Origin of the sequence: Vibrio algarum, assembly GCF_028204155.1 — a bacterium.
Lineage (GTDB): Bacteria > Pseudomonadota > Gammaproteobacteria > Enterobacterales > Vibrionaceae > Vibrio > Vibrio algarum.
The window spans coordinates 1,117,116-1,133,432 of sequence record NZ_JAQLOI010000003.1 but is presented as its reverse complement, the minus strand read 5'-3'; the positions used below and the strand labels follow the sequence as shown (position 1 = coordinate 1,133,432).

13 protein-coding genes are annotated in these 16,317 nt (G+C 40.4%); 8 read left to right on the top strand and 5 right to left on the bottom strand.

Annotation, left to right across the window (positions count from 1 at the left end):
- Positions 1-304 precede the first annotated feature (304 nt).
- The 5 genes from PGX00_RS20515 to PGX00_RS20495 all read right to left on the bottom strand — a co-directional run bounded on the left by PGX00_RS20515 (position 305) and on the right by PGX00_RS20495 (position 5,446).
- The gene (locus PGX00_RS20515) at positions 305-1,837 is read right to left on the bottom strand and encodes a GGDEF domain-containing protein (RefSeq protein ID WP_272140058.1); all 1,533 of its coding nucleotides are present in this window, start codon (positions 1,835-1,837) and stop codon (positions 305-307) included.
- A complete protein-coding gene (locus tag PGX00_RS20510; RefSeq protein ID WP_272140056.1) occupies positions 1,830-3,164 on the bottom strand; it encodes an ABC transporter substrate-binding protein in 1,335 nt (444 codons plus the stop codon). Before PGX00_RS20510 ends, PGX00_RS20515 begins: the two co-directional genes overlap by 8 nt.
- Positions 3,165-3,463: 299 nt before the next feature.
- On the bottom strand, positions 3,464-3,724 hold the full coding sequence (locus PGX00_RS20505) for a hypothetical protein (protein WP_272140053.1): 261 nt from the start codon (positions 3,722-3,724) through the stop codon (positions 3,464-3,466).
- Positions 3,725-3,941: 217 nt separating this feature from the next.
- The gene (locus tag PGX00_RS20500) at positions 3,942-4,703 is read right to left on the bottom strand and encodes a DeoR/GlpR family DNA-binding transcription regulator (RefSeq protein WP_272140051.1); all 762 of its coding nucleotides are present in this window, start codon (positions 4,701-4,703) and stop codon (positions 3,942-3,944) included.
- Between the two features lie 17 nt (positions 4,704-4,720).
- Positions 4,721-5,446 (bottom strand): PfkB family carbohydrate kinase, encoded by a 726-nt coding sequence (locus PGX00_RS20495; protein ID WP_272140049.1) that lies wholly within the window; start codon positions 5,444-5,446, stop codon positions 4,721-4,723.
- Positions 5,447-5,791: 345 nt separating this feature from the next.
- On the opposite strand from PGX00_RS20495, the gene yihU reads away from it, so the two are divergent.
- The 8 genes from yihU to PGX00_RS20455 all read left to right on the top strand — a co-directional run bounded on the left by yihU (position 5,792) and on the right by PGX00_RS20455 (position 16,310).
- Positions 5,792-6,739, top strand: a complete 948-nt coding sequence (yihU, locus tag PGX00_RS20490; protein ID WP_272140047.1) for a sulfolactaldehyde 3-reductase — start codon at positions 5,792-5,794, stop codon at positions 6,737-6,739.
- Positions 6,740-6,786: 47 nt separating this feature from the next.
- Positions 6,787-7,848, top strand: a complete 1,062-nt coding sequence (locus PGX00_RS20485; protein WP_272140045.1) for an aldose epimerase family protein — start codon at positions 6,787-6,789, stop codon at positions 7,846-7,848.
- Positions 7,849-8,289: 441 nt separating this feature from the next.
- Positions 8,290-9,537: an AGE family epimerase/isomerase gene (locus PGX00_RS20480; protein ID WP_272140043.1), complete on the top strand. Its 1,248-nt coding sequence runs from the start codon at positions 8,290-8,292 to the stop codon at positions 9,535-9,537.
- A gap of 463 nt (positions 9,538-10,000) precedes the next feature.
- Positions 10,001-10,861 carry a class II fructose-bisphosphate aldolase gene (locus tag PGX00_RS20475; protein ID WP_272140042.1) on the top strand — a complete coding sequence of 287 codons (861 nt, stop codon included), beginning with the start codon at positions 10,001-10,003 and terminating at the stop codon, positions 10,859-10,861.
- Positions 10,862-11,157: 296 nt separating this feature from the next.
- Complete coding sequence (locus PGX00_RS20470) at positions 11,158-11,688, top strand: TRAP transporter small permease (protein WP_272140040.1); 531 nt, start codon at positions 11,158-11,160, stop codon at positions 11,686-11,688.
- Between the two features lie 11 nt (positions 11,689-11,699).
- Entirely contained in the window at positions 11,700-12,989 is a 1,290-nt protein-coding gene (locus PGX00_RS20465) for a TRAP transporter large permease (RefSeq protein ID WP_272140038.1), read from the top strand.
- A 68-nt stretch (positions 12,990-13,057) separates the two neighbouring features.
- Positions 13,058-14,107, top strand: a complete 1,050-nt coding sequence (locus PGX00_RS20460; RefSeq protein WP_272140036.1) for a TRAP transporter substrate-binding protein — start codon at positions 13,058-13,060, stop codon at positions 14,105-14,107.
- A gap of 196 nt (positions 14,108-14,303) precedes the next feature.
- A complete protein-coding gene (locus PGX00_RS20455) occupies positions 14,304-16,310 on the top strand; it encodes an alpha-glucosidase (protein ID WP_272140034.1) in 2,007 nt (668 codons plus the stop codon).
- The last annotated feature ends 7 nt before the right edge of the window (positions 16,311-16,317 follow it).

The following is a 16,317-nucleotide window of genomic DNA, read 5'->3' as shown; positions in this document are numbered from 1 at the left end:
CATTTACATACAAGGCCTCTAATTTAGAGTAATGCTGTTCGGTTAAGGTCATTTAAACCTGTAATCCCGACGAAAACCGACGTCATCCCCATGAAAATCGGGATCTAGTACAGCCAAGATTCCCGTTTTCACGGGAATGACGAAGTATTTAGCACTAACCGAACGGCATTATCTAATTTAGAGGCCTTGTTTTTTGAGTACATTATTGACGAAACTCAACATAAACGTCAGGTGACATTTCAGTACAACTCAAGCAAAGAGAAATACTTGATGAAGGTAAAAATAATATGCCAACTTTATCAGTTTAAATGTCGTTATAATGTAAAACACAGTTCCTATTGTTACGCTTAGCCTTATAAAGCGCTCTATCTGAATAACTGATAAGCGTTTCAGTCGGTATTTCTTCCTTGTCAGTCATTGTTGCGACGCCCATGCTAATTGTGACAAACGCGTTAATTGAAGACGTTCGATGAGGCACTTTAAGGCCTTCTATACTAAGCCTCATTTTTTCAGCAATGTCTAATGCCATTTTCGCAGACGTGTTGGGTAAAATTATCACAAATTCTTCGCCACCGTATCTTGCGACAAAATGTTCGGGTCGGTTACATGTATTATTGATGGAAGCTGCGACTCTTTTAAGGCAAAGGTCGCCCAGTTGATGACCGTACTCATCATTGTATTTTTTAAAGTAATCAACATCACACATGATTAAAGAAAGCGGCTTACCCTCTCTTTTCGCTCTAATCCCCTCTCTCTCTAAACCTATATCGAACGCTCGCCTATTAGCGACTTGTGTTAAGCCATCAAGGTTAGATAGATCTTGTAACTCTTGAAATATAGGAGCAATTATCTTTCGTAAAACAACATAAATAAGCGCTAAGTTAATCAAAATTGCAATAATGACAGCCGCTAACAATTGAAGCTGAGTCGTTCGCACCAACTCTTGGGTCAAGTTATTACCCTTTTTGTACTCATCTTCAATACGCATAGCTATTTTTGAAGACGTTTGAACAACTTTTAATTCATGATCGTCTAACTTTTTGGACAACCTTCTTAAAGAGATGTTGGCGCGATGTATATCAAGGAAAGTATTATAATAAATTCTCAATTCTTCCTGCGCTTTCATTGCGTTATTAACTATGTCTGAATGTATTGAGGCTTTAGTCATGGCCTGAATCAAGTCAGAAAATGCATCCGTAGAAAGCTCATAATTGTTCTTAAACATCACAAAGTACTTTTCATCATTTTTACTAAGATACTTTGACTGCTGTAAGCGCATCAACTCGAATGAAGCTCGAGCATTTCCAAATGAAAAATAGATGTCTGGAACCTGAACGATACCAACATTTATACGAATAGCAGATAATTGATTTTCTACGAGAAGTTCTTGTTTCAGAAAAATTGTAGACAAGAGTGATTGCTGATACATGATAAGTTTGGTTATCTCTTCAAACTCTTTCAAATAAATATCTGTTTCTCGTTGAATATAATGCACCATATCCAACGTAACTTCGTCGCTGATCAAAACGCTTATACTATCTAAACTAGCCTTTAAATCTAAAACCTTTTCGTTAAAGGAATCTAAATCTACTTGATGGTATAAACGTTGGTATCTGTCGGTATAAAACCCAACCAATTGGAGTTTGTTGTCAATACCCTGAGCGAGGTTCCGAGTCTCGGTCAATCGATTGGTAATATCATCGACAGTAGCATTAATCTTATTTAGCCCAGTAAAAGCTAAGAATACAATAACAATGGTAAAACTAAGCGCTAAAACATATCCAAGAATAACTCTACGGACTATATTTCGTTTAATTAACGGCTTAGTCTTAGTCATGTTGACATTGTTGCGCAGGCAAATACCAAGAAGAGATCCCTTCTTGAAGGTTGTCTGCTGCCTGTTGTGGCGTGATTAAATTATTCATAACATCAGCTGAAGCTTGGACCGCTACTTTGTAGTCACTTGGCTCCCCTTGCTCAATTTGTCTCCAGATACGAGTCGCTGTTTTATATTGGTTATGTAAATCCAGAAACAAGTTAGCGTGTGGATTCTTGGTGCTTGTCACCTCATAGTGCATAGGAAAAAAACCCGGCAACTGCTCTTCAAAAAGCACTGCAAATTCTTTGGTTGTCATCCATTGCAAAAATAGCTTAGCTTCTTCTATATAAGGCGACGAACTATTCAGACCGATTCCCGCATCAGGATGAAACGTGACGTAATACTCTTTTCCATCTGGTGGCGGGATAGCAAAAACGCTCCAATCAAAATCAGGGTTTTGAGCCTCAAAAAACGGAATATCCCATGAACCACCAAACCACATTGGTGATTTTCCTTGGATAAAGAGTTGTAAGCTATCCGCATATTTTAGTAGTCTATGGTTCGTTGCTATATAAGAAGAAATATCTTTAACTGCCTTAAAAACACTAACCATCTGAGCATCGTTAAAACAACGTGTCCCATTGTAATACTCTAATCGACCTTGATCCCCACCGATAATTCCTGGTAGGACGTTTTGCAATATCAATCCATTCGTTGTCCAGTTATCACCGGTTGCATTCGCAAATGGAATAATCCCTTCGGCCTTAAGCTTTTCAGCTAAAGATAGCAAAGCTTCCCATGAAGTAGGCACTACCAAATTATTTTGCTCAAAAAAGGATGCGTTAAAGTAAATTCCATGAGACACGGCCATTAACGGGACACCGTAGATATTTTCTTTTGTGGCCCAAGCATTGAGCATTTGCGGCGGAAAATTATTTCGAATATCAGTCAGATCATTAAGCCCAACGAGATAACCTTTATTAAACATCTCTGCCGATGCGCTATGAGAACGAAGGTAAAACAGATCTGGTGCTGTACCACCTTCTAATTGAGCAGCAATAACGTCGTTATATTGAGAAGGTTCGGTCGGGTCAAATTTGATAACAATATGCGGATACTTTTCATTGAATTTCTTTAAAATAAACCCTATCTGCTCAACATCGTCTTTCCTCCATGAACCCATGGTCAAAATTATCTGTTTTAAAGGCTCTGATGCTTCTTGTTCGTTTTTTATCGTTGTATCGATACTTGGGCTTTCGGTGGTCGTATTTTTAGTTGGGGAATCACATCCAATCAATAGCAATGCTGTCAATAATCCTGTGATTAACTGAAACGTTGGTGTCATCCTAACTCCCACTTATGTACTCAAACAGGTCAATCTGGTAAATAATATTACTTATCAACTCTAACACATTGGTTAAATGGACAATACGGCAAATGATAAACCAATCATGTATTCAGCTCACTAATTCTATAATTATTACTTTCAATAGTAGTATTAACTGCCTTTTGATTAGGTAATGACAGAGATCAACACCTAGGAACTTAAATTCAGTCAAGCGAAAGGGAGATTTGGGGTAGGTACGAAAAAAGGTCAGTACACAGCGTGCCTGACCGTTAGGGAAGTATCATTTAAATTATGAATTAATAAGAACGTTTAGCGACTGTTGGTAACTTAAATAGTCCTCGTTCAACGCCAATTTTAGCATTAGCAAACGCTAAGATTCCGATCGAACATACACCCGCGGTAAAGATAGCGCCAATGATCGCGTTCATTGCATAAACACTTGAAGGGATAGTAAAAGCAATAACTATAATTAAAAAACTTAATACCATTAACCCTTCTAGAAAAAACAGAATACTGTACTTCTCTGTAGTCACTTCGTGTTGTTGTTCTTTTTGCATGGTTAACCCCTATTTCTATCAATGTTATACATCGCAATAAAATCTTATTGTACGACAAATTATCTACCCACATATTACTACCCAGATAGAGATTGATAGGTGCGCTAACAGTCAGAGAAATGTCAATTTCCTGTTTGTTATGACAGAAAAGTGATTTGGGATCACAAAAAAGGAGAGTACCCTCTCCTTTTAAAATTTTGAATTACGCTACTTAAGCTTAACTACCACAGACTTCTAATTTCACCGTCGTCTGATTCAGAACTTCCTGAATATCAGTGGGTGGCTGTACATCCGTGAAGAAAACGGTCGCCTCGCGTATATGCCCCAATTCTATAGAGCCTTTAGGTGTGTATTTAGTCGAATCTATCGCGACAAATACATTTCTGGCTGACTTCATCACCGATTGAGCAATAGCTGTTTCATTTAAATCGTACTCCAAGAGCGTACCATCTGCATCAATAGAACCAGCACTCGTGATCAGATAATCAAAACGGAAGTTATTGATAAAATCAAGCGCTTCTGTTCCAACGATTCCACCATTTGTTGCGCGAATTTTTCCGCTTGGTATAAGTACATCAAAGCTTTTATTACTATGCAGCACATTGGCAACACGCAATGAATTAGTAATGATTTGAAGGTTACTTTTTTTAAGCAAGTGAGTCGCAATAATTTCTGCAGTCGTGCCGATAGTCAAAAATACTGTCGAACTATCAGGGATCATATCTGCTATTCTTTCACCGATTGCATTTTTTTCATCAGTTTCAGATACTTTACGAATTTCGTAGTCTAAATTTACAGTGCTAGAAGGAGAACTCGCTCCCCCATGGTGACGCACAATTAGTCTCTCATCACTAAGCTTTTTTATATCTCGTCTTATCGTTTGTGTAGAAACTTGTAAAGTTTCTGCCAAATCTTCAACGGTACAGTAACCTTTATCGATAACTAATTGTAATAATTTGTCTTGTCTAGGATTAGTCATGATAAACCTTGTTGTTATTAATTTATATCGGCGTTAACAATTTCCCTACTTGGAATACCTTCACGCCCACCTAACTTGGTGCATTTCAACGCTGCAACTGTGTTTGAAAAAATAACGGATTGTCTTGTTTCCATCTGTTCTGAAACCGCGACAGCAAAGGCTCCGTGAAAAACATCGCCCGCACCAGTTGTATCTACTACGTCTACAACTTTGCCTGTTTGGTGCTTAAGTTCGCCATTTTCTAACCAGTAACAACCTTTCGCGCCAACGGTAACATAAACTTTACCTTTTGTCCTTTTCTGAGCGATTTTTAACCCTTCAATTGGGTCACTTGTCTCAGTAAACCTTTCTAGGCCGGGTTCAGAAAAAGCAACATGATCAGCAAGTTCCACCAAATCGGCGATTGAATCAGGTGATAAATCCGCATCCAGCACCGTTGGAACGTTATACTTTTTAGCCTGTTCTAGTGCATATTTTGCACCTTCTGGCCAACGCACATCACATAAGATGGTTGAGTATGTAGAGAAATCGACAGATTTAAGAGGCTCGATATCTCGTATAAGTGATTTGTCTTGATAATTAATAATCATACGCTCACCTTCATCATCAACTAATACGGCTGAAAACGCCGATGATGCATTAGGAATACGAATGACTTTACTAACATCCACACCATAACTGGATAATTCTGCCAGCATAGTTTCAGCAACAGAATCACCACCAACGCGGCCAATAAAATCCACTTCACATCCCAACTTAGCTACTGCTACCGCAGCTGTAGCAGCTGGACCGCCACCAATTTCGAAATAATCTGTCGCGACAAATTTCCCCCTGTTGTCGGGAGTTGTACTACTCGCTGTACTCTATCTAATACAGTAATTCCAAGACACGCAATCGGCATTATTTAATTCTCTTTTTAATTATCACATATCTGTATACACATGGATTATCAACACCAGCACAGATAGGTATAGGGCTACAGTATGGTTACATTATAAGAAATCTGTTGATTTCTATTGAGATTGCAATCACAAAACAACAACAAATGAACACAAAACGACAAAATGTGACATTGATTACAGTAGTTTTTGGTAAAAACGTTATATTGGCGACAATCCCAATATGCATACAAGGAACAAATCATGTCAACTATCGGCTTTATCGGTCTTGGTCAAATGGGCAGCCCAATGGCGGCTAACCTAATTAACGGTGGTCACACGCTAAAAGTTTTCGACATCAGCGAAGACGCAATACAAGCACTAGTAAGCCAAGGTGCGGTAGCAGCTGCTTCTCCAGCAGACGCCGCTTCAGACGTTGAATTCATTGTTACTATGCTGCCAAACGGTGCGCTAGTAAGAAATATCATTTTTGGTGAAAATGGAATCACATCAACCATGAGCAAAGAAGCGCTTTTGATTGATATGTCTACTATCCACCCATTTGAAACTGACGCACTTGTAAAAGAGATGGCAGACAAAGGTTTCTCTATGATGGAAGCACCAGTAGGTCGCACATCAGACCACGCGATCAAAGGTGAACTTCTTATCTTAGCTGGTGGCTCAAAAGAGCAAATAGCTAAGGCGCAGCCTCTTTTCGATTGCATGGGGAGTGAAACAGTAGACGCTGGCGGTGCTGGTAAAGGCATCCGCGTAAAAATCATCAATAACTACATGAGTATTGCTCTTAACGCGTTATCTGCAGAAGCCATTACGTTAGCAGAAGCAATCGGCTTAGATTTCGATACGGCAATGGCTGTAATGAGTGGCACCCCAGCAGGTAAAGGTCACTTCACTACAACCTGGCCTGGTAAAGTATTATCCGGAGATTTGTCTCCTGCGTTTATGGTTGATCTTGCGCACAAAGACTTAGGTATCGCTCTTGATTTAGCTAACCAAGTTAATGTTCCTATGCCATGTGGTGCTGCGTCTCGTGAGGTTTATAGCATTACTCGCGCTGCGGGCCGTGGTCGCCAAGACTGGTCAGCAGTATTAGAGCAGTTACGAGTAACTTCAGGTCTAGAACCAAAGATCAAATAGTCTTTCGTTATCACATACCATAACTAATATTATCAGAGGCCAATAACGTGGAACTTACCATCACCTCTTGGGGATCAGTAGAAGGTCAGGATAAACCTGTTCAACTTTTTACGCTCACCAATACAAATGGCATGAAAGTATCGGTCACCAACTACGGTTGTATCGTCACCTCAATCGAAACACCAGACCGCGATGGCAATTTAGCCGACATCGTTCTAGGTTACGAAAGCTTAGAAAAATACCTTGGTGGTCACCCATTTTTTGGTGCTATTGCTGGTCGTTTCGCGAACCGTATTAAAGATGGGAAGTACTCTCTTGATGGTATCAAGTATCAGTTAGAGACCAATGAATCACCAACAGTGCAACACTTGCACGGTGGTTCAAAAGGATTCGACAAATACGTATGGGACTATTCTATTGAAGAATCGGAACAAGAAACCTTCATCCACTTTAGTCGCGTGTCACCAGATGGTGAGTCCAGCTACGGTGGGACATTGAATGTTGTTCATACTATTGGTCTAGACGAAGATAATCAGGTGCACTACAACTTTAAGGCGACGACCGACAAACCTACAGTCATTAACCTCGTAAACCATAGCTACTATAACCTTGGTGGTCATGACTCTGGCTCAATAGACGGTCACCAGCTGAAAATTTATGGCGATTACTACACACCAACCGCTGAGAATATGATACCTACAGGTGAAATTTTGTCCGTTAAAAACTCAGGACTAGACTTTACCTCAATGGTAAATATTGGCGAAAATAAGTCTCATGTCCCTGATGGTGCATATGACCATAATTACATCTTGCACAATCGAGACGTAGAAGGTGAATATGCCTTCGCTGCTGAATTATATGAGCCCAATAGCGGCCGCTTTATGACCGTGTTGACCACTCAGCCAGCTGTCCAGTTCTACAACGGTTCTAAACTGTCTAACAAGCCTTGGATTGCTCGCAACGGTTATAAATATGAATCGTGTAGCGGTATGTGTTTGGAAACTCAGCACTTCCCTGATAGTCCTAATCAGTCTCACTTCCCGACAACTCGTCTGAACCCGGGCGAAATTTTCGAAGAGAAAACGGTCCATCGTTTCAGTATTAAATAAGCCAACGCTTTATTTGAATTCAATACTGGCGCTCTATTACGAGCGCCTTTTTTAGGAAACCCCCGACGGATACCACTTAGTACACAAGTATCTTTTTGTCACTTATTGTGTGCTAACGCTCAAAAATGTCCATTTATGGCTGTTTTTGTACAAAATGCTACATAACTAACAGAAATATAGCCACAAGCTGATAATATCAGTAGTAACAAACAGTAAAGAGAAATATCCAAAACAACTCAACAAGATAAACTAAGAATAGCACTGTTAAATCGGTCTCAACTTAGCTTAATACACTTTATAAATGTTGTTTATGTTTCGGCCTTGACCTTTATTAAACTTAATTAGAACTTAACACACACCTTTACTTTCGAATTTGTAGTTATTTGGTTTGGTTAAGCTTCGCACTATCTTATTATTTGTTTTCACAAGAGGAAATTTTGTATGAAGTGGATTAACACCAGATCCCATAATTCTTGGTTAGAAACTGAAACAGATCGAATTTTTGAATTTGGAAGAAATGCAGTAGTACCAAACGGATTTGGTTGGGTTGGCAATAATGGCAGCATTCGTGAAGAAATGGGAACACGCCTATGGATCACGGCACGAATGTTACATTGCTATTCTCTCGCTGCTTTGATGGGACGTCCTGGTGCGTATGATCTCGTTGAACATGGCATTGCTGCATTAGAGGGACCACTAAAGGATACTACTCATGGTGGTTGGTACGCTACTATAGACAACGAAGGTAACGGAATTGTCGATGCATCAAAACAGGGTTACCAACACTGCTTTGTTTTACTTGGTGCAGCAAGTGCTGTAACAACGGGACACCCGCGTGCCCAAGCGTTACTAGACGAAGCAATTAAAGTAGTTGAGCAATACTTCTGGAGTGAAGAAGAGCAAATGTGCCTTGAGTCTTGGGATGAAAAATTCTCAGAGACTGAAGACTACCGTGGTGGTAATGCCAGTATGCACGCTGTTGAAGCTTTCTTGATTGTTTACGATGTAACAAAAGACAAGAAATGGCTAGATCGAGCACTACATATTACTGAGTTTATGATCCACAAGACAGCCAAAAGCCTCAGCTACCGTGTAAACGAGCATTTTGACTCAAACTGGAATCCACTTCCTGACTACAACAAAGAAACGCCAGCAAGCCATTTTCGTGCCTACGGTGGTACTCCTGGTCACTGGATCGAGTGGGGACGTCTAATCTGCCATCTTCGTGCCACATTACTAGAAATTGGTGCAGAAACCCCAGATTGGCTACTAGAAGATGCGAAAGGCTTATTTGATGCAACCGTTCGTGATGCATGGTCGGTCGATGGTGCACCGGGTTTTGTTTACTCTGTTGATTGGGACGGTAAACCAGTTGTTCGTGAACGTATCCGTTGGACTCCTGTTGAAGCTATCGGTACAGCTTATGCGCTATTCACCGTCACCGGTGATAAAAAATATGAAGAGTTTTATCAAACTTGGTGGGATTACTGCCGCACCTACCTAATGGATTACGAAGGTTGTTCTTGGTGGCAAGAACTTGATTGTAATAACGTAGTGTCAGCAAAAGTGTGGGATGGTAAACAAGATATTTATCACCTAATGCATTGCTTAGTCATTCCAAGGTTACCTCTCACTCCTGGTTTAGCTCCAGCATTAGCTGCGGGTTTGTTAGACCAAGACATGAAGTAAATTAATATAATTTTACTGACATTTGTTAGTGAGAGATTGAAAGATGATGGCCTTTGGCTGTCATCTTTTTTTGTATGTTAAAAAACGCTCAGACAGTTCAACTGTTTGATCTATCGCAGGGTATCGACTTTAGTAAACTTTACGCTGTTCACTCCCAGCTAATATAAGAATGCCATCAATTGGGATGCTACATCTCAAAGCACTCAAAGCTTTCCAGGGCAGTCGCAATGGCTTTCCATACAAACAAGCTTGCTCATTGATGTTTGCTTTACCACATCTAATTTGCTGAACAGTGACTTATCTTAATTAGAGTCAATAAAAGTGCATTGATAAGATGTGCACTAGCGCTCACTTTTGTCCATTGTTGTTTGTTTATGTCGTAAAATGATACTTATCTAACAGAAATGAACTCTGATGACTGATAATTTCTACAGTAACAAACAAATACAGAGGAATATCTCCAATGCCTTACTTATCCGGCAAAACAATGATCAAAGAAGCGTGGGAAAACGGCTACGCTATCGGTGCATTCACAGCTCACAACCTAGAAACCATCAAAGCGGTACTTCTAGCGGCACAAGAAGAACAATCTCCTTTTATGTTGCAAATTGGCCAAAAAGCCATTAACGAAATTGGTATGAAGCCTCTTCGTGACGCAGTGGACTCTCTTATTCAACATCACAACATCACTGTTCCAGTCTGTATTCACCTTGACCACAGCCGCAAGTTTGAGCAATGCATGGAAGCAGCCACTCGTGACTTCCAGTCTTTAATGTTTGATGGCTCTGCTCTACCTTTCGAAGAAAATATTCGTATCACAAAAGCCGTTGTTGAAGTCGCTGCTGCACTTGGCCTTGGTTCAGAAGGTGAAATCGGCAAGATAGGCGGTACAGAAGATGATATCACTGTTGATGAAAAAGATGCGATGATCACAACCGTTGCAGAAGCTTTAGATTTCTCAGAGCGCACAGGTGTTGATTATCTAGCAGTTTCTATCGGCACTGCTCACGGTGTGTATAAAACAACACCAGAACTTAAGTTTGAGCGCCTAACTGAAATCAAAGAAGCTGTGAAAAAACCTATTGTTCTACACGGTGGTTCAGGTGTGCCAGATGACCAAGTTATCGAAGCCGTTAAACGTGGTGTTGCAAAAATAAATGTTGATACAGAATTGCGTCAAGGCTTTATCCGAGGTGTACAAGCACATTGGGCTGAAAATCAAGACGACTTTATTCTAGCAGACGTTAACAATTCTGGTATCGCCGCAATGATGGAAGTAGTTAGACACAAGATCCGTCTGTTCGGTTCAAACGGTAAAGCTTAATAATAAGTCACTTTTATTTAGGGAGTTTACTCCCTAAATAATGTTAGAAATGTGACATGAAATATGCAGATAATGACAAGCATTGTTTGGATGTGAAAAGCATCACGGTCGAAAATTACCAAAATGCTAAAATTTCGCCAAACCAAACGGACAATTTACGGAAAGCAAGCTTAGTCATAAAGAGCACAGGATGTGCTTAAATAAGCGTGAACTAACTCTACAGAATATCAGCTACAAATTATTGATTTAATAAAAATAATTCTAAGTTTGTAATGCTAAATTCTAATGGTGACTATATGTTTAAGGGTATTGAAAACGCGTTACATAAGATTAACGCACCTATAGCAAATTTTACTGCTCAGTTTTCAGGTATCTTGTTATTAATAATGACAGCAATCGTTCTTCTTCAGGTCGGCTGCCGTTACATTTTGAACATCCCTCTAAGTTGGACCGATGAATCATCACGTTTCCTGATGATATATATGACTTATTTGTGTTTGCCTATCGTGTATTTACGTGATCAAAACATCGCAATGACGTTTATCACAGACAAGTTTAAGAATATGCGTGTTTACCACATCTTTATGATTGTCGCACACATTGCTGCTCTCATACTGTTCACAATTTGGATCTATTACGGATACATATTCTATACCACTGGTGGTGTAATGGCTGATAGCTTGCCAATCCCGATGTACGTCATTTACATCATTCCACCTGTTATGTTGACGCTATCTTGCTTTACTGCATTAGAAAAGTTAGCTGCATCGATACACAATTTCATCCACTTTGCTGACGAAACAAAGTTAGCTGAAGTAACTGAATAGGACGTCGTATTATGATTTCTCCAATTTTCCTCGTCTATTTCATGACATTTTTGCTCATTGGTGTACCTGTTCTTTTTGCTCTAGGTCTTTCACCAATCATCACTTTTGTTCAGGACGACCAAGTTTTATTTATTAACATGTTGTATCAACGACTTTATTCAGGCCTTGATAACTTCCTTCTACTTGCACTGCCGTTCTTTATGCTTGCTGGTGAATGTATGTCTAGTGGTGGTATCACCCCTCGTATCGTGTCATTCGCTCAAACTCGTGTACAGCACATGCGTGGTGGTTTAGGCCATGTAGTTATTATCGCAGCGACAATGTTTGGTGCTTTAACAGGTTCATCTGTAGCAGCGACATCAGCGATCGGTAACATGCTTATACCTGAAATGAAAAAGTATAAGTACGATGCAGCATATGCAGCAGCACTAACAGCAGCAGCAACGGTACTGGGTACTATTATCCCACCATCCGGCATCATGTTGATCTACGCATTTGTAATGAATACTTCTGTAGCAGCAATGTTTCTCTCTGGTATTGTACCTGGATTGATCTTCTGCTTAGGTTTAATGCTGGTTAACCGCTTCCAAATTCGTCATTATCCTGATATCCAACCGTTTGAACGTGCTTCAAAAGAAGAGCGCCGCAAGAGCATGAAGATGGCAATTTTGCCGCTAATGACTCCGGTAATCATTCTTGGTGGTATCTACGGTGGTATCTTCACCCCTACGGAAGCTGCGGCAGTTGCTGTACTGTATGCCATCATTCTGTCGGTTTATATTCTAAAAGTAAGCACTGTTAAAGCCACTTACGCTCTATTTGCAAAAGTAGCAGTTAACGCAGCAGCAATTCTAATAATCGTTGCCGCTGCAAGTGGGTTTGCTTCTGCTATCAGCTTCTCAGGTATATCTAACAGTGTTGCAGAATTCTTTAACGGTATTACTGACAACCCTTACCTGCTGTTCTTCATCATCAACATCTTCCTATTCATTGTAGGCATGTTCTTGGATGCAGGCCCAGCGATCTTGATCTTTGCGCCAATCATTGCCCCTATCATGATTGCCGCTGGTATCGACCCCGTACACTTCGGTGTAGTAATGGTGTGTAACCTATCTATTGGGTTAGCTACTCCACCTATGGGTCTCGTACTATTTGTGGCGTCTGGTGTATCCGGTGTACCGCTACAACATATTTCGAAGGCGATTATTCCATTCCTTGCAATTGAGTTTTTAATCATCTTCTTAATTTCGTTCTTCCCTCAGCTAGTTATCGGCTTGCCGCAACTACTCGGGGTTATGTAATACCCTCATTGATATACGTGAAATAAAAGCCCCGGCTTTATAATAAAATATATTTAAAGGAACATAATATGAAAAAAACACTACTTGGATTAGCTACTACGGCAATTCTAGCTTCTGGCGCTGCAACAGCTGCAGACTACAAACTAACTGTGCCGCACGTATCAAACCTAGATAGTTATAACCATCAGTCTCTACTTGTTTTCAAAAACTACGTTGAGTCTCGTTCTAACGGTGCAATCTCTGTTGATATCTATCCTTCAGGTCAGTTATGTAGCAATGCTAAAGAGTGTCTTGCTGGTATCCAAGCGGGCATGTTTGATTACTTCCAAACAACTATTGCTGAATTAGCAAACTACTGGCAACCAATTGGTGCATTTGATCTACCTTACATGCTTCCAAATGACCGTGTCGCTGAATGTGTATACGACAATGAAGAGTTCCTAGGCGACGTGCGTGGCAACATTTTGAAAACCGCTCCTAACTCACGTTTAATGATGGTTTCTAACTCTGGTGGCTGGCGTAACATTGCAACCACTAAGAAACAAGTTAAGTCTCCTGCTGATCTAAACGGTCTAAAACTACGTACTGTACCGGCTAAGATTCAACAAGAACTTGTTAAAGAACTTGGTGCAGCTCCAACGCCTATCGCATGGCCTGAAGTTTATACTGCACTTTCTACAGGTGTAGTAGACGGAACTAAGAATGGTATCGTTGATATCGTACAAAACCGCTTCCAAGAAAGCTTGAACTACATCATTCTTGATGGTCACGCATACATGGGTGGTGCTTGGGTATTTAACGACAAGAAATTCAAGTCGTTCCCAGATGAGTTGAAGCAAGTAATTATTGACGCAATCGACGCTCAAAACCAGTACCTACGTTCTTATCCTAAGCACCGTGAATACACAGCTTACGAAGAGTTCAAGAAAGCTGGTGGTACGGTTTACAGCCCGACTGCGGAAGAAAAAGCTGCATTCCAAAAAGCGGCAGCTCCAGTTCGTGATTACTTCGCTAAAACAGCAGGTGCAGACGGTCAAGTTTGGCTAGAACGTTTCCAAAACGAAATCAAAACTTGTGAAGCTAAATTAGCATCAGACTACAAAGTTCAGTTTAAATAAGCTAAACATATAAGTAGTAATTAAAATCCCTCCCTATTCTGGGGGGATTATTTAAAACAGACGCTGAAAAACATTTGTATAGGTTATTTATTTCTACTCTATTTATATTTAATTATCATATGTAGATTATAAATAAATAACTTTAAATCAAACCAATTAATTTAGTCGTTCCCTCTTACTATTTCGGAGCTATAGAATGGATATATCCAACAACGAAAGTGCTTTAATTATAACGCATAAAAATAGAACCATATTTAAGCACTCTGCACAAAACCCATCGCTATTTCTAGGCGTGGGTGAAGCAAACTACGATATGTATCGCGGTAACTTTGATATTACTGATTATGTCACAGAAAGATTACCTCTTCGCCAATATACCGTGGAAGAAACCGGCGATAAGACTGTCATTACTTTTAACTTTGATGGCCAACCAGCAATTAAAATGCTGCTTTCTGAAACCGCAGAATCGCGTTTAAAAGCAGAATTTGAAGCACTTGATCCTAAATACAACAGATTCTGGTTTCGTGTAGCCGCAACAGAAGACGAGAAAGTATATGGTTGCGGTGAGCAACTTACCTACTTCAACCTCCGTGGTAAAAACTTCCCACTTTGGTCTTCAGAACCAGGTGTAGGTCGTAATAAAGACAGCTATGTCACATGGCTTGCAGATACTAAAGATAAAGCAGGTGGCGATTACTACAACACCAATTACCCACAACCTACCTTCGTATCAGACAAAAAATATTTCTGTCACCTGGAAACAACTGCTTACGCTGATTTTGATTTTACCAATGATGAATTCCATGAACTTCAATGTTGGAACATACCTGAGTACTTACTTCTTGATGCGGAAGAGTCTTTCCCATCATTAGTTGAAAACATTACAGGTGTCTTTGGTCGTCAACCTGAATTACCGGATTGGGTAACGAATGGAGTGATCCTCGGTATTCAAGGTGGTACTGAAATTACATTAGAAAAAATCGAAGCCGCCAAGGCCGCTGGTGTTGAAGTTGCTGGCGCTTGGTGTCAGGACTGGCAAGGCATCAAGATGACTTCGTTTGGTAAGCGTCTTCAATGGGACTGGCAGTGGAACAAAGAGCTGTATCCTGAATTAGACACAAAAATTCACCAGCTAAAAGAAGAAGGTGTTCGTTTCTTAGGCTATATCAATCCATACGTTTTGGAAGATTTCCCCCTTTACAACGAAGCGGCAGAAAAAGGTTATTTAGCCACTAAACAAGACGGTTCGAAATACGTTGTTGATTTTGGTGAATTCTACTGCGGTGTGGTTGATTTCACCAATCCTGACGCTTGCGAATGGTATAAAGGCGTCATCAAGACAAACATGATCGATTTTGGTCTAGACGGTTGGATGGGTGATTTCGGTGAGTATCTGCCGACAGACTGTTCTTTAAGTAATGGCGTTAGCGCTGAAATAGAACACAACAAATGGCCTTATCGTTGGGCAAAAGTTCAGCACGAAGCTATTGAAGAAGCAGGTAAAACAGACGATATCTTATTCTTTATGCGCGCCGGTGGTACTGGCATTCAAGGCAACTGTCATACGTTGTGGGGTGGCGATCAGTTGGTAGACTGGTGTATTGATGACGGTCTTGCTTCTGTAATACCAGCAGCACTGTCTTCTGGGCTAATGGGTAATGGTATCCATCACAGTGACATCGGGGGTTACACAACACTTCACGGCTGTAAACGTTCAAAAGAACTATTCCAACGCTGGGCAGAAATGGCCGCATTTACGCCTATCATGCGTAGCCACGAAGGCAACCGTCCTGGTGATAATCATCAGTTCGATACCGATGCAGAAACATTAGCGCATCTAGCTCGCATGACTAAGATCTTTAAACACCTTAAGCCTTATATCAAAGCGGCGTCTAAAGAGAACTCTGAAAGAGGAATGCCGGTTCAGCGTCCTTTGTTCATGCACTATGAAAACGACACTGAAGCATACGAAATCAAGTTCCAGTATCTGTTTGGCCGCGATTTACTTGTTGCTCCGGTTTATAACCAAGGCGAAGAAGTTAAAAAGGTTTACCTACCAGAAGATGAATGGGTCCACGTATGGAGTGGTAAGACATTTACTGGCGGATGGATTGAAGTTGACGCACCAATCGGTCAACCTGCTGTGTTCTATAGAAAAGCATCTAAAGATGTCGAGCTATTGAGCCAAATCGCTGCTATTTAATCCAGTA